This window comes from Noviherbaspirillum humi, from assembly GCF_900188095.1.
GTDB lineage: Bacteria > Pseudomonadota > Gammaproteobacteria > Burkholderiales > Burkholderiaceae_D > Noviherbaspirillum > Noviherbaspirillum humi.
Genome location: NZ_FZOT01000002.1, coordinates 443,541 through 464,435, shown reverse-complemented (window position 1 = coordinate 464,435; position 20,895 = coordinate 443,541). Strand labels below are relative to the sequence as shown.

General features: G+C 64.7%; 19 protein-coding genes. 13 read left to right on the top strand and 6 right to left on the bottom strand.

Annotated elements, in window-relative coordinates; all coding sequences use genetic code 11:
* Positions 1–10: 10 nt before the first annotated feature.
* From mltB to CHB88_RS05460, 4 genes are read right to left on the bottom strand one after another with little or no spacing between them, the layout of a single operon-like run.
* Positions 11–1,093: a lytic murein transglycosylase B gene (gene mltB / locus CHB88_RS05475; RefSeq protein WP_176442326.1), complete on the bottom strand. Its 1,083-nt coding sequence runs from the start codon at positions 1,091–1,093 to the stop codon at positions 11–13.
* Positions 1,090–3,120 (bottom strand): transglutaminase TgpA family protein, encoded by a 2,031-nt coding sequence (locus CHB88_RS05470; protein ID WP_089398270.1) that lies wholly within the window; start codon positions 3,118–3,120, stop codon positions 1,090–1,092. The genes mltB and CHB88_RS05470 overlap by 4 nt, the downstream gene beginning before the upstream one ends.
* Positions 3,117–4,115, bottom strand: a complete 999-nt coding sequence (locus CHB88_RS05465; protein ID WP_089398269.1) for a DUF58 domain-containing protein — start codon at positions 4,113–4,115, stop codon at positions 3,117–3,119. Before CHB88_RS05465 ends, CHB88_RS05470 begins: the two co-directional genes overlap by 4 nt.
* Positions 4,116–4,123: 8 nt before the next feature.
* A complete protein-coding gene (locus tag CHB88_RS05460; protein ID WP_089398268.1) occupies positions 4,124–5,044 on the bottom strand; it encodes an AAA family ATPase in 921 nt (306 codons plus the stop codon).
* Positions 5,045–5,170: 126 nt separating this feature from the next.
* On the opposite strand from CHB88_RS05460, the gene CHB88_RS05455 reads away from it, so the two are divergent.
* The 3 genes from CHB88_RS05455 (at position 5,171) to CHB88_RS05445 (ending at position 7,945) form a co-directional block, all read left to right on the top strand.
* Positions 5,171–6,109, top strand: a complete 939-nt coding sequence (locus tag CHB88_RS05455; RefSeq protein WP_089398267.1) for a histone deacetylase family protein — start codon at positions 5,171–5,173, stop codon at positions 6,107–6,109.
* A gap of 122 nt (positions 6,110–6,231) precedes the next feature.
* Positions 6,232–7,146, top strand: coding sequence for a ribosome biogenesis GTPase YlqF (gene ylqF / locus CHB88_RS05450; protein WP_089398266.1), 915 nt, complete (start codon positions 6,232–6,234; stop codon positions 7,144–7,146).
* Positions 7,136–7,945 (top strand): enoyl-CoA hydratase, encoded by an 810-nt coding sequence (locus CHB88_RS05445; RefSeq protein WP_089398265.1) that lies wholly within the window; start codon positions 7,136–7,138, stop codon positions 7,943–7,945. The genes ylqF and CHB88_RS05445 overlap by 11 nt, the downstream gene beginning before the upstream one ends.
* A gap of 99 nt (positions 7,946–8,044) precedes the next feature.
* Here the strand turns inward: CHB88_RS05445 and CHB88_RS05440 are convergent, their stop codons facing one another.
* Positions 8,045–8,623, bottom strand: coding sequence for a superoxide dismutase (locus CHB88_RS05440; protein ID WP_089398264.1), 579 nt, complete (start codon positions 8,621–8,623; stop codon positions 8,045–8,047).
* A gap of 99 nt (positions 8,624–8,722) precedes the next feature.
* A complete protein-coding gene (xseA, locus tag CHB88_RS05435) occupies positions 8,723–10,144 on the bottom strand; it encodes an exodeoxyribonuclease VII large subunit (protein WP_089398263.1) in 1,422 nt (473 codons plus the stop codon).
* A 251-nt stretch (positions 10,145–10,395) separates the two neighbouring features.
* Here xseA and CHB88_RS05430 point away from each other — a divergent pair, with 251 nt between their 5' ends.
* The 10 genes from CHB88_RS05430 to CHB88_RS05385 all read left to right on the top strand — a co-directional run bounded on the left by CHB88_RS05430 (position 10,396) and on the right by CHB88_RS05385 (position 20,872).
* Positions 10,396–11,001 carry a MotA/TolQ/ExbB proton channel family protein gene (locus CHB88_RS05430; RefSeq protein ID WP_089398262.1) on the top strand — a complete coding sequence of 202 codons (606 nt, stop codon included), beginning with the start codon at positions 10,396–10,398 and terminating at the stop codon, positions 10,999–11,001.
* A 12-nt stretch (positions 11,002–11,013) separates the two neighbouring features.
* On the top strand, positions 11,014–11,445 hold the full coding sequence (locus CHB88_RS05425) for an ExbD/TolR family protein (protein WP_089398261.1): 432 nt from the start codon (positions 11,014–11,016) through the stop codon (positions 11,443–11,445).
* Positions 11,446–11,498: 53 nt separating this feature from the next.
* Positions 11,499–12,545: a tetraacyldisaccharide 4'-kinase gene (gene lpxK / locus CHB88_RS05420; RefSeq protein ID WP_089398260.1), complete on the top strand. Its 1,047-nt coding sequence runs from the start codon at positions 11,499–11,501 to the stop codon at positions 12,543–12,545.
* Positions 12,526–12,720 carry a Trm112 family protein gene (locus CHB88_RS05415; protein WP_089398259.1) on the top strand — a complete coding sequence of 65 codons (195 nt, stop codon included), beginning with the start codon at positions 12,526–12,528 and terminating at the stop codon, positions 12,718–12,720. The genes lpxK and CHB88_RS05415 overlap by 20 nt, the downstream gene beginning before the upstream one ends.
* An 84-nt stretch (positions 12,721–12,804) precedes the next feature.
* The gene (kdsB, locus tag CHB88_RS05410) at positions 12,805–13,560 is read left to right on the top strand and encodes a 3-deoxy-manno-octulosonate cytidylyltransferase (RefSeq protein ID WP_089398258.1); all 756 of its coding nucleotides are present in this window, start codon (positions 12,805–12,807) and stop codon (positions 13,558–13,560) included.
* A 178-nt stretch (positions 13,561–13,738) separates the two neighbouring features.
* Positions 13,739–14,395, top strand: a complete 657-nt coding sequence (adk, locus tag CHB88_RS05405; protein WP_089398257.1) for an adenylate kinase — start codon at positions 13,739–13,741, stop codon at positions 14,393–14,395.
* Between the two features lie 248 nt (positions 14,396–14,643).
* On the top strand, positions 14,644–16,800 hold the full coding sequence (locus CHB88_RS05400) for a sodium-translocating pyrophosphatase (RefSeq protein ID WP_089398256.1): 2,157 nt from the start codon (positions 14,644–14,646) through the stop codon (positions 16,798–16,800).
* Positions 16,801–16,931: 131 nt separating this feature from the next.
* Positions 16,932–17,690, top strand: a complete 759-nt coding sequence (locus CHB88_RS05395; RefSeq protein WP_089398255.1) for a 3-hydroxyacyl-CoA dehydrogenase — start codon at positions 16,932–16,934, stop codon at positions 17,688–17,690.
* 68 nt (positions 17,691–17,758) lie between these two features.
* Complete coding sequence (ggt, locus tag CHB88_RS05390) at positions 17,759–19,555, top strand: gamma-glutamyltransferase (protein WP_089398254.1); 1,797 nt, start codon at positions 17,759–17,761, stop codon at positions 19,553–19,555.
* Positions 19,556–19,675: 120 nt separating this feature from the next.
* A complete protein-coding gene (locus tag CHB88_RS05385) occupies positions 19,676–20,872 on the top strand; it encodes a patatin-like phospholipase family protein (RefSeq protein WP_089398253.1) in 1,197 nt (398 codons plus the stop codon).
* Positions 20,873–20,895: the final 23 nt, after the last annotated feature.

The window sequence follows — 20,895 nt, the reverse complement described above, 5'->3', positions numbered from 1 at the left end:
CTTGCGCGTGTCAGCGATTGCGTGCAGTGCGCACCGCGCGTCCCAGCTCAAGCACCGACATGGCGTAGAAAAAGCTGCGATTGTACTGGGTGATGGCAAAGAAATTGTCGGTCGCCAGCCAGTAGTCGGTCTGCTCGCCGCCGTTCTGCAGGTCCACCAAGCCGTAGGGCAGGTCTTCCGGCACCGGCATGCTTGGATTGACGCCGGCCGCCCGCAGTTCCGCCAGGGTGAATTTGGCTTCGAGTCCCTGGGCAATGAACATTTCCCAATTGCGCGACCCCGGCGTCTCGTTCAGCGTCGTCGGAAAGGCGACCGGCTGGCCGCGTTTCCATCCATGCTCGGCGAGGAAGTTGGCGACGCTGCCGATGGCGTCGACCGGCGAGCCGCGCAGATCCACCTTGCCGTCGCCGTCGAAGTCCACCGCGAACTTGCGCACGCTGCCAGGCATGAACTGCGGCCAGCCAATGGCGCCGGCGTAGGAGCCGAGCAGACTGAAAGGATCGATGCCGGTATCCCGCGACAGCAGCAGGGTGTTTTCGAGTTCGCCGCGGAAGAAACTCATGCGCGCCGCGCGCGTCGGGGTATTGGGATAATCGAAGGCCAGCGTCGTGATGGCGTCGAGCACCCGGAAATTGCCGGTGTTGCGGCCGTAGACCGTTTCCACGCCGATGATGCCGACGATGATCTCCGCCGGCACGCCGTAGGTCTGCTCGGCGCGCGCCAGCGCCTCGGCATGCGTATCCCAGAAGGCGACGCCGGCGTTGATGCGCACCGGCTCGACGAAACGGGCGCGATACGCGCGCCAGTTCTTCGGCTTGCCGGGAGGCGCCGGCTTCATCAGCTGGATGGCGCTGTCGATATAGCGGATCTTGCCGAAGGTGGCTTCGAGTTCGCTGCGGGTGAAGCCGTGGCGGCTGACCATCTGGTCGATGAAGTCGCTGACTTCCTTCCATTGCACGAAATTGGCGAATTCGCTGGGGTCTTCCATGGCTACCTTGCGCAGGCCGGCGTTTTTGGGCGCGGCGCCGGCGGGCAGGGAGAGAAGCAGAGGGAGCAGCAGCAGGGCGGTACGGTGAAGCTTGGCAGGGATCATCGGCATTCCAGAAGCAGGGACTTGAGTTGCGACGCCGCGCCCGGAACGGCGCTGGGCGGACCGTAGCGGGCAGCTTCATAGCATGCCAGGAAACGGGCCAGCGCAGCCTTTTTCTCGGGCGCATAAGGCGATTCTGCTGCCAGACGTTGCGCAAATGCGCGCGGTCCTTCATGCGGCAGCCGGGAGAAACCCTGGCGCGCCAAGCGCCGGCAGAACCGGGCGTAGAGCGCTTCCAGCGGATCGAGCCGGGGCCGGGTCATCAGCAATGGCACAACGACAATGCCGAGCGCGACACTGCCGGCGGCCAGCAGCAGAAGCGTTAATGTACGCCAATCCGCGTCGGCAAAGCCAAGCGACTCGATGAAATTTTTCTGCTTTTCCGGCGTGTAGTTCAATACCCACTGATTCCAGGCATTGCTCATGGCGTCCAGCGTTTGGCGCATCGCGCGCAGGCGCTCCAGCATGCTGCCCTTGCCCGGCTCCAGCATGAACAGGCCGCCCAGCACCGGTCGCGGCAGGATGCTGGAGAGATTGCGCTCCACGCGTTCCGGCGCCACTGCCGCCGTGGGGTCGACACGCACCCAGCCGCGACCATTGAGCCACACTTCGGCCCAGGCATGCGCATCCGATTGACGAATCGTCATGTAGCCATCGGCCGGATTGATTTCTCCGCCCTGATAACCGGTAACCACGCGCGCCGGGATGCCCATGCCGCGCATCAGCACCACGAAGGCGCTCGAATAGTGCTCGCAGAATCCGGCCCGGGTGTCGAAAAGGAATTCATCGACGCTGTGGTGCCCAAGCGTCGGCGGCTGCAAGGTATAGCGGAACGGCTGTTCGCGGAAATGGCGCAGCACCGCATTCACCCGCTGCGCATCGCTGGTCCAGCGGCCATGGATTTCCTGCGCCAACGCATGCGTGCGCGGATTGACGCGCTGGGGCAGTTCCAGCCAAGGCTCCAGCGACATCGGGTCGGCATGGGGCTGCAGGCTGTAGCGCAGGTAGGACGATTGATCGTAGCGCAGCCGGTTGGTGACCGGCGCCAGCGACTGCACTTCCATCTCCGGGCCGAAGCGCGTGGCGCTGTCGACGAGGAGCGGCGGCTTGTCCGGCATGTCGAGCGCGAACAGCCAATGGCCGCCATGCGGCTCGAGCGTCAGCTGATAGCGCACCGGCTTGCCCTGCAGCTGCAATGAAGGCGCGCGCCGCGTCGAGGCAGCGGGCAGGGGTGTCCAGGTGCGGCCGTCGAAGGCGGATAGCACCGGGCCGCGCCAGTAAAGGGCAGCGTTCGGCGGTGGCGGTCCGTCAAACTTCACGCGGAAGGCGACGGCTTCAGAAAGCGCCAGGTTGGCAATATTGCCCGGGCTCATGAAATCGGACATGCCGGTGCGCCCGCCCGGCGTGTCCACCGGCATGCCCCAGAGCGGCCCCTGGATGCGCGGGAACAGCAGGAACAGCACCACCGTCAACGGCGCGGCTAGCAGCAGGATGCTGGTGCCCAGGCGCAGCCTTTCCCTCAGTGTCGGCATCAGCCCGGCATACTGAAAGGAGACCTGGGTGGTGAGAATGGCGGCGACAGCGGCTATGACTGCCAGTGCAGTGGCCAGGGTCTGGGAGTAGAAAAAGCCGGTAAGCAGCAGGAAGAAGCAAAGGAAGATGACGACGAACAGATCGCGCCGGGCGCGCATTTCCAGCAGCTTCAGGGTCAGCAGCAGCACCAGCATGGAGACGCCGGCGTCGCGGCCGAGGAAGGTGCGGTAGGTGAGGTATACGCCCGCCATGGCGAGCAGGCAGATCGGGAACACCAGCCAGGGCGGCGGCAGCCGATTGCCGCGCACCACGATCCAGCCTCGCCACAGCAGGATGAAGCTGCAGGTGCCGATGATCCATCCGGGCTGATGGCTGGCATGCGGCGCCAGCACCAGCAGGCAGCTCAGCATGAGCAGCAAGGTATTGGTCTTGTCGTCGGACAGCGGCCGACCCGCCATGCCGGCCGAATCCTTCAAGGTAGCGAACAGGCGTTTCATGCCTCCCCCTTGCCGTACAGGGCGAGCGCCTGCAGGCAGGACTGCTGGTGGCCCGGTCCGAATGCGGCATCGAAGCAGACCGGCCCGAGGCGCAGCGCATAGGGCAGCCCGGCCGCTTCGGCATCCAGCACCCAGCGCGTCAGGCGCGACAAGCGCGCTTCCAGATCCATGCCGGCGGGCAGGGTCTGCAGGTCGAGCATCACTTCTGCCGCGGCCGTGCCCTCGAAATGCTTGGTCACCAATTCACCGCCCAGGTCGGCATCGAGGCGGGCGATCTGGCGCCAGGCAAGGCGGCGCAGCGAGTCGCCGGCCTGGTAGTTGCGGATGCCGGCGAAGTCGTCGCTGCCGGCCTGCGCCATGCCGTCGCCATCGCGACTGGCTGCCAGCGGCAGGGGCGGCGCCTGCTCTTCCGGCCGCGGATAAACCAGGGCTCTCACGTCCGGCTGCCAATAGCTCCAGGCGCGCAGCAGGCCGAGCGGAAAACGGGTTTGCAGGCGCACCCGCGGCGACTGCATCCAGCCGCGCTCCCGCGCCGGCGCGCTCAGGATCACGCTGCTGCTGCCCTTGCCCGGCACATTGGCGACCTGCGCCACGGTTTCCATGCCTTCGCCGACGAAGTCGATCCAGATGGCATAGCGCATATGCCGCCGCCGGTTGATCAGATGCAGTTCGAAGCGGGCTTCCTCGCCGGCGAAGACGTCGCCGGCACGACCGGCGGCAAGATGCAGATGCGCCAGGTTGCGGAAGGTGAGATGCATGTCGATCAGCGCGCAGGCGGCGACCAGAAACGTGAAGGCGAAGCCCAGGCTGAGGTTGTAGTTCATGGAACCGATGAACAGGGCGATCAGCACCACGCTGAAGAACAGCCCGGGATGGGTCGGCACGATGTAGACCCGGCGCTGGTGCAGGAACACTTCGCCCGGCTCGGGCGCGCGCGAGCGTTGCAGCCAGCGGTTGGCAAACCTGCGCAGCCTGTGCTCGATGCGCCCCAGCATGGCGTGTCCTACACCGGCACCGACTTCAGGATCTGCTGCACCAGGTCGCGGCTGGCCAGCGCCGAAGAACCGGTCGATTTCAGCGGCCGCAGCCGGTGGGCGACGGTCGGCACCAGCACGTCCTGCACATCTTCCGGAATCACATGGTTGCGTCCTTCCAGCGCGGCCCACGCACGTGCAGCCTGCAGCAGGGCGATGGCGGCGCGCGGGCTCATGCCTTCGGCGAACAGACCGCCTTGGCGCGTGGCCTGGGCCAGCGCCTGCACATAATTCACCAGCGGCGCCGAGACGTGAATCTCGCGCAGCGCCTGCTGCGCCTGCAGCAGCTGCTCGGGGTGCATCGCCACCGGCAGGCTTCTCAACATGGCGCGCCTGTCTTCGCCCATCAGCAGCGCGCGTTCGGCGGCGGCGTCCGGGTAGCCGATGGCCACGCACATCATGAAGCGGTCGAGTTGCGACTCGGGCAGCTGGAAGGTGCCGATCTGGTTGGCCGGGTTTTGGGTGGCGATGACGAAGTAGGGTTGCGGCAGGTCGCGGGTCACGCCTTCCACCGTCACCTGACGCTCCTCCATCGCCTCCAGCAGGGCCGACTGGGTCTTGGGCGTGGCGCGGTTGATCTCGTCCGCCAGCAGCACCTGGGTGAAGACGGGGCCGGGATGGAACACGAAATCGTTCTTTTCCCGGTTGAAGATGGAGATGCCGATCACATCCGCCGGCAGAAGGTCGCTGGTGAATTGCAGGCGGTTGAATTTCAGGCCGAGCGAAATCGCCAGCGCATGCGCCAGCGTGGTCTTGCCGACGCCGGGCACATCCTCGATCAGCAGGTGGCCGCCGGCCAGCAGGCAGGCCAGCGCCTGGCGTATCTGCAAGTCCTTGCCGACGATGACGTGTCCAACCTGGCGGGCGACGGCATGAAGTTTGTCGAACATGAGCGGGATCAGTTGGGGAAGCGCGTTGATGAGGGATTCAGCCGGGTGTCAGTATGCCACCCTCGCGTCCATTCCCCCACTGGACTACAATGATTCCAGTCAAGAAACCACAACAGGCGTCGCCAAATGACCACTGCCATTTTCAGCCACCCCGACTGCAAGCGTCATGAAATGGGGTCTTGGCATCCGGAATGTCCCGAGCGCCTGCAAGCCATCGAAGACCAGCTCATCGCCAGCCGCATCGACGGCCTGCTGGAGCGGCGCGAGGCGCCGGAAGCCAGCCTGACCGACATCGCCCGCGTGCATGACATGCGGATGATCGAGGCGATCCGCGCCAGCGTGCCGACGGAGGAAAGCAGCGATCCCTACTTCCCGCTGGATCCCGACACCTTGCTCAACCGCCACAGCTGGAACGCCGCGCTACGCGCCGCCGGCGCGGCGATCGCGGCGACCGATGCGGTGATCGCGGGCGAACTGGAAAACGCGTTCTGCGCCATCCGTCCTCCCGGGCACCATGCCCGGCCATCGACGGCCATGGGCTTCTGCCTGTTCAGCAATGTCGCCATCGCGGCGCGGCATGCGATCGAGGTGCATGGGCTGGAAAGAGTGGCGGTGGTGGACTTCGACGTACATCACGGCAACGGCACCGAGGAAGCCCTGGCCGGCGACGCACGCATCCTCATGGTCAGTTTCTTCCAGCATCCTTTCTACCCATACAGCGGCGAGCCGCCGATGGCGAGCAACATGCTGAACGTGCCGGTGCCCGCCTACACCAAGGGTGACGAAGTGCGCCGTCTGGTGACCGAAAGATGGCTGCCGGCGCTGCATGCACACCGGCCGCAGCTGATCTTCGTCTCGGCCGGCTTCGATGCCCACCGCGAGGATGAGCTTGGGCAAATGGGCCTGGTTGAAGCGGACTATGCCTGGATCACCCAGCAGCTGAAGGACGTGGCGAAGCAGCATGCGCAGGGCCGCATCGTCAGCTGCCTGGAAGGCGGCTACAACCTCTCGGCGCTCGGCCGCAGCGTCGTCGCCCATCTGAAGGTGCTGGCCGATCTGGAGTGAGGCGCTGCCGCATTGCCTGCCGTGCGACCGGGTAAACACCCGGTGCGGGTACAATAGCGGCATTCCTTTCACCTCTTGTTCACTGGCGCCGGCATGCCTGTCGCCGCCAGTGTAATCCCAGCATGTCCATTCAATGGTTCCCCGGTCACATGAACGCCGCCCGCAAGAAAGCGGCGGAATCCATGGAAAAGACCGACCTCGTGATCGAGGTTCTCGACGCCCGCCTGCCTGAAGCCAGCCGCAATCCCATGATCGAGGGCCTGCGCCGCCAGCGCCAGCGGCCCTGCCTGAAAATCCTGAACAAGGCCGACCTGGCCGACCCGGCAGCCACCCAGGCCTGGCTGGCGTATTACAACCGGCAGAAGGACGTGCAGGCGGTCGCCCTCAGTTGCAAGAAGCCGGCCGACGTGGCCAAGGTTCCCAGCTTGTGCCTGAAGCTGGCGCCGCATCGCGGCACGGCCCTGAAGCCGTTGCGGATGATGATCATGGGCATCCCCAACGTCGGCAAGTCAACGCTGATGAATGCCCTGCTGAAGAAGCGGGTGGCGGCGGTCGGCGACGAACCGGCGGTGACCAAGACCCAGCAGCGCCTCTACCTCAACAACAACATGGTGCTGATCGATACCCCCGGCATGCTGTGGCCGAAGATCGAGCATGAGAGCGACGGCATGATGCTCGCTGTCGGTCATGCGGTTGGCGTGAATGCGCTGGTGGAGGAGGAGATCGCCGCTTTCCTCGCCGATATCCTGCTGCAGCGCTATGCGCCGCTGCTCAAGGCGCGCTATGGTTTCGTCACCGAAGGGCTGGATCCGGTCGGCGTCATTGAGGAAGTCGCCAAGCGGCGCGGCTATCGCCTGAAGGGCGGCGACGTGGATTTCGAGAAGGCGGCCCACACCCTGCTGCAGGATTTTCGCAGCGGCGCGCTGGGGCGCATCAGCCTGGAGACACCGCAGAGCCGGGAGCGGATGCTGGCCGATGAACGCGCCAGGGCGCAAGCCGAGGCCATCGAGGAAAGCGAGGAGGAAGATGAGCAATGACGCCGAAGGGAGCGGGTCTCCCTGCGTGCTGCGCAGCGATGACGACGGCGTGGCCACGCTGACGCTGAATCGGCCGGAGCGCTTCAACCCCCTGTCCGAGGAAATGATGGCGGCGCTGGCGGCGCATCTGCGCGCCATCGCCGCAGACGAGTCGGTGCGGGTGGTGGTGCTGGCCGCGCAGGGCAAGGCTTTCTGCGCCGGCCACGACCTCAAGCAGATGCGGGCCCAGCCTTCGCAGCAGTACTACAAGCGCCTGTTCGACCAGTGCAGCAAGCTGATGCTGGCGATTCAGAAATTGCCGCAGCCGGTGATTGCCCGCGTTCAGGGTATCGCCACCGCCGCCGGCTGCCAGCTGGTGTCGATGTGCGATCTGGCGGTGGCTGCGCAGGATGCCCGGTTCGCGGTGTCCGGCATCAATGTCGGGCTGTTCTGCTCGACGCCAGCCGTGGGCTTGTCACGCAATGTGCCGCGCAAGCAGGCGCTGGAAATGCTGCTGACCGGCGATTTCATCGACGCCGAGGTGGCGCGCGAGCGCGGCCTCGTCAATCGCGTGGTGCCGGCCGACAGGCTGGATGCGGAAGTGGGCAAGCTATGCGACAGCATACGTGCCAAGCCGGCGGTTGCGGTGGCGATGGGCAAGGCGGTGTTCTATCAGCAGCTGGAAATGGGCATGGCCGCTGCCTATCAGCTGGCCGGCCAGACCATGGCCTGCAACATGATGGACGAGGCCGCGCTGGAAGGCGTGCAAGCTTTCATCGAGAAGCGGCCGCCCGCGTGGCCGCAAACAGGAAAACAATAAGCCTGAAGCTGCTCCGAGCCCAAGCATCGTTTAGGACTTCCCAATGAAAAACGCCTCGCTGAGCGAGGCGTTTTGCTTGGTGCCGGCAATGCAGGAAGATCAGGCGAAGTTCTTGGCCACGAAGTCCCAGTTCACCACGTTCCAGAAGGCTTCGACGAACTTCGGACGGGCGTTGCGGTAGTCGATGTAGTAGGCGTGCTCCCACACGTCGCAGGTCAGCAGCGGCTTGTCGGCGCTGGTCAGCGGGGTGCCGGCGTTGGACGTGTTGACGATGTCGACCGAGCCGTCGCCCTTCTTCACCAGCCAGGTCCAGCCGGAACCGAAGTTGCCGACGCAGGACTTGGTGAACTCTTCCTTGAACTTGTCGAAGGAACCCCACTTGGCGTTGATGGCATCGGCCAGCGCGCCGGCTGGAGCGCCGCCGCCGTTCGGCTTCATGCAGTTCCAGAAGAAGGTGTGGTTCCACACCTGGGCGGAGTTGTTGAACACGCCGCCGGAAGACTTGCGGATGATGTCTTCCAGGGAAGCGTTTTCGTATTCGGTGCCCTTGATCAGATTGTTCAGGTTGGTGACGTAAGCCTGATGATGCTTACCGTAATGGAACTCGAGCGTCTCCTTGGAGATGTGCGGCTGCAGCGCGTCCATCGGGTACGGCAGGGGCGGAAGGGTATGTTCCATGGCTTTCCTTTCTGTAGGGCGGGTGTTATCGGATGTTCTTTTTAAAGGAGCATCATTGTAAGACGTCTACGGGATGCGTGCAGCGCGGCTTGATCTGCGCTAATCGAGCTTGTCCTGCACGCTGGCGATGCCAACGTCGGCGCTGCCGCCGGCCAAGCGCACGGTCACGGTGCCGCGCGGCTTGAGCTGTTTCGGTGCCCGCACCAGCCTGCCCTTGGCGTCGGTGATGATCGCGTAGCCGCGTTCCACCGTGCGCTGCGGATTCAGCAGTTCCAGCTGCGCCGTCAGCCCGTCCAGCGCCTGCCGCCGCAGGCTGGCCTGATGGCCGGCCTCGGTGGCCATGCGCCGTCCGAGCGATTCCAGCCGGGTCTTGTGCGGTTCCAGGTTCGGCTTCTGGCAAGTCAGACGGCCGTTGAGCCGCTGCAACAGATGCCGTGCCTCCGCCAGCGGCATGCAGGTGGCATGGCCGAGGCGGTGCTGCAGTTCGCGCAGCCGCAGCCGCTCGCGGGCGATGTAGGCGCGGGGGCTGACCAGTCGCCGCGACAGCCAGTCCAGACTCTGGTTGGCATCCGACAGGCGCCGCTCCATCCCCCGGCGCAGCAGATAGCCATGGGAGTGGAGCGTGGCAAGCCAATCGGCCAAGGGCGTGGCCGCCATCTCCGCCGCCGCAGTGGGCGTCGGCGCCCGCAGGTCGGCGGCAAAGTCCGCGATGGTGAAGTCGGTTTCATGGCCGACGCCGACGATCACCGGCATCGCGCAGGCGACGATGGCACGCGCCACCGCTTCGTCGTTGAAGGACCAGAGATCCTCGATGCTGCCCCCGCCGCGGCAGACCAGCAGCACATCGCATTCAGCCCGACCGGAAGCGAAGGCAATGCTGCGCGCCACCTTGTCCGCCGCTCCTTCGCCCTGCACGGGGGTGGGGTAGAGGATCACCCGCACGTGTGGCGCGCGCCGGCGCAGGGTGGTGAGAATGTCGCGCAGGGCGGCCGCCTGCGGGCTGGTGACGATGCCGATGGTGCGGGCGAAAACCGGGAGCGGCCGCTTGCGTGCCGGGTCGAACAACCCCTCGGCATTGAGCCGGTCGCGCAGCTGCAGGAAGGCTTCATACAGATTGCCGACGCCGGCCCGGCGGATGGCTTCCACATTGAGCTGGTAATCGCCCCGCTGCGCGTAAAGCGTCACCAGCGCCCGTACTTCAACCTTGTCGCCCTCGCGCGGCGTGAAGCCGGCGTACTGGCAGCGGCCGCGAAACATCACCGCCCGCACCTGAGCGCCGCTGTCTTTCAGCGTGAAATACCAGTGGCCGGAGGCCGCCTTGGTGAAATTCGATATTTCGCCGGATACCCAGGCCAAGGGAAAGCTGCGCTCCAGCAAGCGCGACACCGCCTGATTGAGGGCGGACACGGTCAGCACTTGTTGCGATGATGCCACTACGGCATCGTCACCATCATTCGTTGTCGGTTCATTCAAGGGTTGACTATCCACAGAGTCTCTTGTAGGAGTGTTGCAATAACGCATTATTGAGAGGTTTCAATATTTCCCTTAAGCCAATGAATTTGAAGGGAAATTTGAGCCTTATGGACAAGTGTCGAACAAAAACCTTGCAAGTTCTCAAGATCTTGATCTAATCCCGGGAAGTCTTGCCCACAAAGTTATCCACAGCTTGGGCAAGGACGGCTTCAGAAGTCGTCCGGAGCCCCGCAGCGCTTGCCGGAGGAAAGCCGCTACGATACATTCCTGCATCCCACGATTTTTCAAGGAGCCGAGTTTTGCTCGCGATTATTCAGGCGGCCGGCTGGCCCATCTGGCTGCTGCTGATTGCTTCGGTCATCGCCCTGGCGCTGATCATCGAACGGCTATTGTACCTTCGCCGTCGCCGCATCCTTCCACCCAATCTCCTGGATGAAGTCGTCCGTGTTTATCAGAACGGCAAGGTGCAGCCGGAAGTGATCAAGAACCTGGAGCAGAACTCGCCGCTGGGCCGGGTGTTGGCTGCCGGTCTGCGCAACGTCAATGCGCCGCGCGACGTGATGAAGGAATCCATCGAGGAGGCCGGGCAGGGCACGGCCCATGAACTGGACCGTTTCCTGACCACCCTCGGCACCATTGCTACCCTGGCCCCGCTGATGGGCCTGTTCGGCACCGTCGTCGGCATGATCGAAATCTTCGGCGCACAGGACGCCTCCGGCACCAACCCGGCGCAGCTGGCGCACGGCATCTCGGTCGCCCTGTACAACACCGGTTTCGGTCTCGCCATCGCCATGCCGACCCTGGTCTTCTATCGCCACTTCCGCGCCCTGGTAGATGGCTTCGTCGTCGAAATGGAGCAGCAGGCGGTGAAATTCGTGGACATTGTCCATGGCAACCGCAAGTAGGAAGGACGCGCCATGAACTTCCGCAAGGGCAAGGGGCGCGATGACCCGGAAATCAACCTGATTCCCTTCATCGACGTGCTGCTGGTGATTCTCATCTTCCTGATGGTGACCACGACATACAGCAAGTTCACCGCCCTGCAGATCACCCTGCCCACTGCCGATGCCGAGAAGGCCATCGAGCAGCCGCAGGAAATCAACGTTGCCGTCGATCCCCAGGGCCGCTATGCCGTCAACAACCTGCGCATCCCGGCGCGCGATGCGGCCGGCCTGGCGCAGGCGCTCAGGGAAGCGGCGGGAACCGACGGGCAGCGCAAGGAGCCGGTCATCATCATCAATGCCGATGCAACTGCCGCGCACCAATCGGTGATCAATGTGCTGGAAGCCGCGCGCCTGGCCGGATTCGATCGCGTGACTTTCGCCGCCCAGTCGAGCGGCGGCAAATAGCGTGATGGTTCTGCTGCGGCATCCCGCGTCATCCTCCCCGCGGGCGGGCTGATTTGAGTTCCTCCTCACACTTCGAATCCGGCTTTCAGCGGCTGTGGTCCAGCCGCCGCCATCCGTCCGGCTGGCTGCTGCTGCCGGTTTCGCTGCTCTTCCATCTGCTGGTGCGGATGCGGCAGGCACTCTACCGGCTGGGCTGGCTGAAAAGCAGCCGCCTGCCGGTGCCGGTGATCATCGTCGGCAATATCTTCGTCGGCGGTACCGGCAAGACACCCCTCGTCATCTGGCTCGCGCAGCAGTTGCGCGCGCGTGGCTTGCATCCGGGCGTGGTGTCGCGCGGCTATCGCAGCGAGGACAGGGCGCCGCGACTGGTGGGGACGAACGCATTGGCGACAATCGTTGGCGACGAACCGCTGCTGATTGCACGCCGCGCCGGCTGCCCGGTGATGGTCGGCGCCGATCGGGTGGCGGCCGGTCGGGAACTGCTGGCGCGTCATCCGGAGATCGATGTGCTGCTTTCCGATGACGGCCTGCAGCACTACGCGCTGCAGCGTGACGTGGAAATCGTCCTGTGCGATAGCCGCGGCAACGGCAACGGCTGGCTGTTGCCGGCCGGGCCGCTGCGCGAACCGGCGTCGCGCCGGCGTGACATTTCGGTCGTCAATGGCCATACCGTGCCGCCGGGCGTACCCGACGACGCTTTTCTCATGCAACTGGACGGAAGGTTTGCCGAACAGCTGGTCGACAGGCGCCATCGCATTCCCCTGGCGGGATTGGCACAGTCAATCGACGGAACGAGTCCGCTCCGACTGCTGGCTGCGGCCGGCATCGGCAACCCGGCCCGCTTCTTCAGCCTTCTGCGGCAGGCCGGGCTGCATTTCGACGAGCTGCCGCTGCCCGATCATCACGACTTCGCCAGCAATCCCTTCGCCGGCCGGGATGTCGATGTCATCCTGATCACAGAGAAGGATGCAGTAAAATGCGAACAATCAGAACAACTCAAGAACGACCCGCGTCTGTGGGTCGTGCCGGTTGAGGCGAATATCGATGCCTCTCTGGTCGAAACCATCATGGAGAAATGGCGTGGATGCCCGATTGCTTGATATCCTGGTTTGCCCGATCTGCAAGGGACCGCTCCAGTACGACAAGAATGCCCAGGAACTGATCTGCCGGCCGGACAAGCTGGCCTTCCCGATACGCGACGGCATTCCCATCATGTGGGCCGACCAGGCGCGCGACATCGACCCCGCTGCCAAGCCGGTGCCGCCGGCGGCCTGATTGCCATCGGGCTGGCAGCGCCAGCCTTCTTCTTATCTTGATTCAGCCTGTCCGCCTTCGGCGGTGCGGGCGATCCGAACGCTTATGTCCTTCATCGTCATCATCCCGGCCCGCCTGGCGTCAACCCGTTTGCCCAACAAGCCGCTGGCCGATATCGCCGGCAAGCCGATGGTGGTGAGGGTGGCAGAGCGGGCCGCCCTGTCCGGTGCGGCGGAGGTCGTGGTGGCTGCCGACAGCCAGGCCATCATCGATGCCTGCGCACGGCATGACGTGCGCGCCATGATGACGCGGCCGGATCATCCGTCCGGCACCGACCGCATCGCCGAAGTCGCTGCCGCAATGGGTCTTTCGGACGATGCGGTAGTGGTGAACGTGCAGGGCGATGAGCCGCTGATCGATTCGGCCCTGGTGCGCGACACCGCGTCGCTGGCGGGCGCCGGCGTGCCGATGGCCACCGCTGCCCATCCGATCGCCGATGCGGCCGATGCCTTCAATCCGAACGTCGTCAAGGTGGTGCTCGACCGGCACGGCCGCGCGCTGTATTTTTCGCGCGCCACCATCCCCTGGCATCGCGATGGCTTCGCCCAAAGCCGCGATGCGCTGCCGGCCGGCTACCAGCCGCTGCGGCACATCGGCCTGTACGCCTTCAGCAATGGTTTCCTTCAAACCTATCCGACGCTGGCGCAATCGCCGCTGGAGCAAATTGAAGCGCTGGAGCAGCTGCGCGTGCTGTGGCATGGTTTTCCGATCGCCGTGCACGTCACGCCGAGCGCGCCCGCTGCCGGCGTCGATACGCCGCAAGACCTGGAGCGGGTGAGGGCTCTCTTTCCCGCCGAATGAAGGACGACAGTGCACAAGACTGTCGGAAAACAGGGTTTCTGTGGTAAGTTTCGTGCAAAGTTAATATGGTAAAACACGGCGTGAAGCATGCAGCCGCCTCGGTAGCGACGAGTCCAGGCGCCCGCAAGCCGGCAAGCCGGCAAGCCGACAGAATTCAAAACTCGATTAGGGAAATCTCATGCGCCTCATTCTCCTCGGAGCGCCCGGTGCCGGAAAGGGCACGCAAGCCAATTTCATCAAGGAAAAGTTCAACATTCCGCAGATCTCCACCGGCGACATGCTGCGCGCCGCCGTCAAGGCCGGCACGCCGCTGGGCCTGGAAGCGAAGAAGGTCATGGATGCGGGCGGCCTGGTTTCCGACGACATCATCATTGGTCTGGTGAAGGACCGCCTGAAGCAGGCGGACTGCGCCAACGGTTATCTGTTCGATGGATTCCCGCGCACCATCCCGCAGGCCGATGCGATGAAAGAGGCTGGCGTGGCCATCGACTACGTGTTGGAAATCGACGTGCCGGACGACGCCATCATCGAGCGCATGAGCGGCCGCCGCGTGCATCAGACGTCCGGCCGCACCTATCACGTCAAGTACAACCCGCCCAAGGTCGAAGGCAAGGATGACGTCACCGGCGAGGAATTGATCCAGCGCGACGACGACAAGGAAGCGACCGTCATGAAGCGCCTCGCGGTGTACCACGAGCAGACGGAAGTGCTGGTCGACTATTACAACAAGTGGGCGCTGTCCGGCACCCCGGGCGCGCCGAAATACCGGAAGATTTCCGGCGTCGGCCCGGTGGAGGAAATCCGCGACAGGGCTCTCGCGGCGCTGGCCGAATAACTGGAAGGAAGAAAAGCGGACCGTGGTCCGCTTTTTTGTTTTAGGACAAACGAACGCGCTGGCAATGGGAGCACATTAGCCGAGATACGCAAGTCCATCATGCACCCGAACATGAGTTTTGCAGCAGGCAATGCAGTACTGGAAGGGGAAAAAGACGGCAAGTCCCGGTCGGTGTATTGACCGAGGCCTTGCCGGTCTCCGCAGGTGTTGTTGTTTCCGCTCTGTATATAACTACATGGAGATTCAGCATGGCTATTGGCTTAATGTTCGCTTTGGTGTGCGGCCTCATTGCCGTCATCTATGGACTTGCGTCGCGCAGTTGGATATTGAAGCAGGACCCTGGCAATCCGCGCATGCAGGAAATTGCGCTCGCCATCCAGCAGGGCGCCGCCGCCTATCTCGGACGCCAGTACCGCACCATCGCCATCGTCGGCGTGCTGCTCTTCATCGTCATTGCACTGCTCCCCGGCCTAGGCCTGTACACCGCGCTCGGTTTTCTCATCGGGGCCGTGCTGTCCGGCGCCTGCGGCTTCATCGGCATGAACGTGTCGGTACGGGCCAACGTGCGCACCGCGCAGGCAGCTACCCGAGGCATGAATGAAGCGCTGAATGTCGCCTTCAAGAGCGGCGCCATCACCGGCATGCTGGTGGTGGGGCTCGGCCTGCTCGGGGTCTCCCTCTTTTACTGGGTGCTGACTCGCGCCATGCCCGCCGAGTCCACGGCGGCGGTGCATGACGTGATCAAGCCGCTGATCGGTCTCGGCTTCGGCGCCTCGCTCATTTCCATCTTCGCCCGCCTCGGCGGCGGCATCTTCACCAAGGGCGCCGACGTCGGCGCCGACCTGGTGGGCAAGGTCGAGGCCGGCATCCCTGAAGACGATCCGCGCAATCCGGCGGTCATCGCCGACAACGTCGGCGACAACGTCGGCGATTGCGCCGGCATGGCGGCCGACCTGTTCGAAACCTACGTGGTCACCCTGATCGCCACCATGCTGCTGGGCGCGCTGATGATCAAGGGCGCAGAAGCGGAGGCCACGCTTTATCCGCTGATGCTTGGCGGCGTCTCCATCCTCGCGTCCATCATCGGCTGCAGCTTCGTCCGCGCGCAGCCCGGCAAGAAGATCATGTCGGCGCTGTACACCGGGCTGTGGTGGTCGGCCGGCCTGTCGCTGATAGGATTTGCCGCGGTGACCTGGCTGCTGCTGCCGGAAACCATGCGACTGCCGATGATGGGTTCGGCAATCGTCGGCATCGTGCTCACCGGGCTGATGGTTTATATCACCGAGTACTACACCGGCACCGAATTCAAGCCGGTGCGTCACCTCGCCCAAGCCTCCACCACCGGCCATGGCACCAACATCATCGCCGGCCTTGGCCTGTCGATGAAGTCAACCGCCTACCCGGTGCTGGCGGTGTGCGTTGCCATCATCATCGCCTACTGGCTCGGCGGCCTGTACGGCGTGGCGATCGCGGCGACCTCCATGCTCTCCATGGCAGGCATCATCGTTGCCCTCGACGCCTATGGCCCGGTGACAGACAATGCCGGCGGCATCGCCGAAATGTCCGATCTGCCGGCTTCGGTGCGGGCCATCACCGATCCGCTGGATGCAGTGGGCAATACCACCAAGGCGGTCACCAAGGGCTATGCGATCGGCTCCGCCGGCCTGGCGGCGCTGGTGCTGTTTGCCGACTATACCCATGCGCTCGACTCGGCCGGCAAGTCCACCACCTTCGATTTGTCCAATCCGATGGTGATCATCGGCCTCTTCATCGGCGGCCTGATCCCTTATCTGTTCGGCGCGATGGCGATGGAAGCGGTAGGCCGTGCTGCCGGCGCGGTGGTGGTCGAGGTGCGGCGCCAGTTCCACGAGATCAAGGGCATCATGGACGGCAGCGGCAAGCCGCAGTATGACAAGGCGGTCGACATGCTGACGGCGTCGGCGATCAAGGAAATGATTCTGCCTTCATTGCTGCCGGTGCTGGTGCCGGTGCTGGTCGGCCTGCTGCTCGGACCGGCGGCGCTGGGCGGGCTGCTGATGGGCACCATCGTCACCGGGCTGTTCGTGGCCATCTCCATGACGACCGGCGGCGGCGCCTGGGATAACGCCAAGAAGTACATCGAGGATGGCCACCATGGCGGCAAGGGCTCGGATGCGCACAAGGCTGCCGTGACGGGCGATACCGTCGGCGACCCGTACAAGGATACGGCCGGCCCGGCGGTCAACCCGCTGATCAAGATCATCAACATCGTGGCGCTGCTCATGGTGCCGCTGCTGCCCTCCGTCGGCATGCAGTCTTCCGACAGCGGCAACATGGTGCTGCCGATCGCCAGCTCGGCCGAACCGGGGAAGAAGATTGTCACGCCGCCGGCCGAAGCGGTGAAGGTCGCCCAGCCCAAGCAGTAAGCGTCCAACATCCGGCCGGCGGTTGACAGGCATCCTTTCCCGTCTGCGGCAAGTCCGTTAGAATCAGCGCGGTTCACGTTAACGTAAACGTCACGACAAACGTCCCAACGGACTTGCCAAGGAGGAGAAGGATGCAAATCGCGAACAACGTCTTCATCATCACCGGCGGGGCATCGGGCCTCGGCGCCGCCACCGCCAGGATGTTGGTGGAGAACGGCGGCAGGGTGATGCTCGCCGACGTGCAGGTGGAAGCCGGCGAAAAGCTCGCGGCCGAGCTCGGCGGACGCTTCATGAAGTGCGACGTAACCCAGGAAGCCGATGGCAAGGCAGTGGTAGAGGCGGCCATGCAGATGGGACAGGTTCGCGGCCTGATCAATTGCGCGGGCGTGGCGCCGGCGGTGAAGACCGTTGGCAAGGATGGCCCGCATCCGCTCGATGTGTTCCAGCGCGTGATCAACATCAATCTGGTCGGCACCTTCAACATGGCGCGCCTCGCCGCCGAGGCCATGTCGCGCGGCGAGCCGAACGAGCAGGGCGAGCGCGGCGTGATCATCAACACCGCATCGGTCGCAGCCTATGATGGCCAGATCGGGCAGGCTGCCTATGGCGCTTCCAAGGCCGGCGTGGTCGGCCTGACTTTGCCGATGGCGCGCGACCTGTCGCGCAGCGGCATCCGCGTCATGACCATTGCCCCCGGCATCTTCGAAACCCCCATGCTGCTCGGCATGCCGCAGGAAGTGCAGGATGCGCTCGGCAGGATGGTGCCGTTCCCGCCGCGCCTGGGCAAGCCGGCCGAATACGCGCATCTCGCCCGGACCATCATCGAGAACACCATGCTCAATGGCGAAACCATCCGCCTCGATGGCGCCATCCGCATGCAGCCGAAGTAGGCGCTGCGGCACACTGAGAAACCGGCGCCGATGCGCCGGTTTGTTTTTGGCCATACCGTTTCCAATTCATGTCTCCCTTCCGTATATTGCCCCTCACCGCGCTGCTGGCCGTGCTCGCCGGTTGCGCCGCACCGCCATCCCTGCCTACCGCGAGCGAGGTCACCGAAACCCTGCGTCCGCCGGAAGCGGCCACAGGCTATGCGGAGAAACCGGGGTGGGTCGCTCGGCGGTTCATGATCGTCGCGGCCCATCCGCTCGCCGCCGACGCAGGCCGCCAAGTGCTGAAGGCCGGCGGATCGGCCGTGGATGCCGCCATCGCCGCCCAGATGGTGCTGACCCTGGTGGAGCCGCAATCCTCCGGCATCGGCGGTGGTGGCTTTTTGCTGCACCACGACGGCAGGAAAGTGCAGGCCTTCGATGGCCGCGAGACCGCACCCGCTGCAGTCGATGAAACGCTGCTGCAATCCGGGCCGGGCACGCCGCTGCGGTTTCATGAAGCGGCGGTGGGCGGCCGGGCGGTCGGCGTGCCGGGCCTGCTGCGCATGCTGGAGCAGGCGCATCTTCAGCATGGCCGGCTGCCATGGGCAACGCTGTTCGCGCCAGCGATCAATCTGGCGGAAAAGGGCTTCCCCGTCAGCCCGCGCCTGGCGCGCATGCTGCAGATCGACCCTTACCTGAAGCAGGATGCCGCCGCCGCTGCCTACTTCTACGATGCTGCCGGCAAGCCCTGGCCAGCGGGCCATCTTCTGAAGAACCCGGCGCTGGCCGCCACGCTGCGAGAGATCGCCCTCGAAGGCGCAGACGCCTTTTACCGCGGCCGCATTGCCCGCGATATAGAGGCAAAAGTGAGGTCGCATTCACGCAATCCCGGCAAGCTCGCCGCCTCGGACCTTGCCGCCTATCTGCCCAAAACGCGCGACCCGGTGTGCAGCGATTACCGTCGATGGACCGTGTGCGGCATGCCGCCGCCGTCCTCCGGCGGCATCGCGGTGGCGCAAATGCTGGGGATGCTGGAACGCCGCAATCTGGCTTCGCTGCCCCCGGCCGATGGCGTGCCGGCGGCGGAAGCGGTGCATCTGATCAGCGAAGCAGGACGTCTTGCCTATGCCGACCGGGCGCGCTATGTGGCCGATACCGATTTCGTTCCCTTGCCGGGCAATAGCGTCGAGCCGCTGATCGACAAGCGCTACCTGGCCGAGCGGGGGCAATCGATAGGAGAGCGCTCCATGAGAATGGCGCCGCCCGGGCAGCCGCTGGGCATCAAGCTGGCGCAGGGCGAAGATACCTCGCCGGAGCTGCCCTCCACCTCGCATATTTCGGTGGTGGATGCCGCCGGCCATGCGGTAGCAATGACCAGCTCGATCGAGGACGCCTTCGGTTCCCGCCAGTTGGTGCGCGGCTTCCTGCTCAACAACCAGCTCACCGACTTCTCGTTCCTGCCTGCCGATGCCGACGGTCCCGTTGCCAACCGGGTTCAGCCGGGCAAGCGTCCGCGCAGCGCCATGGCGCCGACCCTGGTATTCGACAAGGCGACCCGCAAGCTGGTGCTGGCGGTCGGCTCGCCAGGGGGCTCGTCGATCATCAACTACGTTGCCAAGACCTTGATCGGGACCCTCGATTGGGGGCTGAACATGCAGCAGGCGATCAGCCTGCAGAACTTCGGCAGCCGCAATGGTCCGACCGAACTGGAGCAGGGCATGGCGCCGCCCTCCCTGGTGCAGGCCCTGCAGGCAAGGGGGCATGTCATCCGCCTCGCTCCTCAGACTTCGGGGCTGCACGGCATCATGCGCATGAACGTCCACGGGGAGGACATGTGGTTCGGCGGCGCCGATCCCCGCCGGGAGGGCGTCGCGGCCGGCGAATGATGGCGAATGATCAGGTCGCATGCGGCGCCCATCGCCTTCCTTGCGACATGAGTGTTGTTTTTCGCTGACCTGTCCGTTTTTACCGTGCGCAACTGGGTTTCGGCTTGCTAACCTCGACGGATGAAAGCAAACCAGAAGACCGGCTTGATTCTGACCGGCGGCGGCGCCCGTGCCGCCTATCAGGTCGGTGTGCTGCAAGGCGTGTCCGACATCTTGCGCCAGGCTGGCCATTGGCCGGATCGCAACCCCTACGACATCATTTGCGGCACCTCGGCCGGTGCGCTCAATGCCGTCGCGCTCGCCTGCCAGGCGGCCGAGTTCGACGCCGGCCTGGAACGGCTCAGCGACATCTGGTCTTCATTCACCGTGGAGCAGGTCTACCGCGCCGATTCCCTGGGCGTGCTTCGCTCCGGCGCGCGATGGATGTCGTTGCTGTCGTTCGGCTGGCTGCTGAGGCAGTGGCGCAGCAATCCGCCTACCTCCCTGCTCGACAACACGCCGCTGGTGACACTGCTGCATCGGATGCTTTCGTTCCCGAAGCTGGATGCCGCCCTGGCCGACGGGCACTTGCAGGCGCTGGCGGTGACGGCATCTTCCTACACCAGCGGCCGCCACATCACCTTCTACCAGACCGAGACGGCGGTGCAGCCCTGGCGGCGCAGCCAGCGCCTGTCCATGCCTGCCCAGATCGGCATTGAGCACCTGCTCGCCTCGTCCGCCATTCCGCTCATCTTTCCGGCGACGCCGATTTACTGCGACGGCCGCCGCGAATACTGCGGCGATGGCTCGATGCGGCAGACGGCGCCGATTTCGCCCGCCATTCACCTCGGCGCGGACCGGGTACTTGTCATTGGCGCCGGACGCCTGACGGAGCCTGCGCAGGAGGTGCCGGAAATTGGCGTCTATCCGAGCCTGGCCCAGATCGCCGGCCATGCGATGTCGAGCATCTTTCTCGATGGCCTTGCCATGGACATCGAGCGCATGAGCCGGATAAACACGACCCTGGCGCTGCTGACCGAGACACAGCGTGCGAACCAGGCGTTGCGGCCGATCGACATGCTGATCATTGCGCCCTCCCAGCGCCTCGACCAGATCGCCAGCCGCCATGTCGGCAGCTTGCCGCGGCCGATTCGCCTGTTGCTCGCTGCCATCGGCGCCACCGACGGCCGCGGCGGGGCGCTTGCCTCCTATCTGCTGTTCGAGGCGAGCTACACGCGGGAATTGATCGAACTGGGATGGCGCGATGCGCAGGAAAAGCGCGGCGAGGTATTGCGCTTCTTCGGTGTGGATGAGGAGGCAGGCAGGCGGTCAGCCTAGCGATTCAGGCTGACCGTTAACCG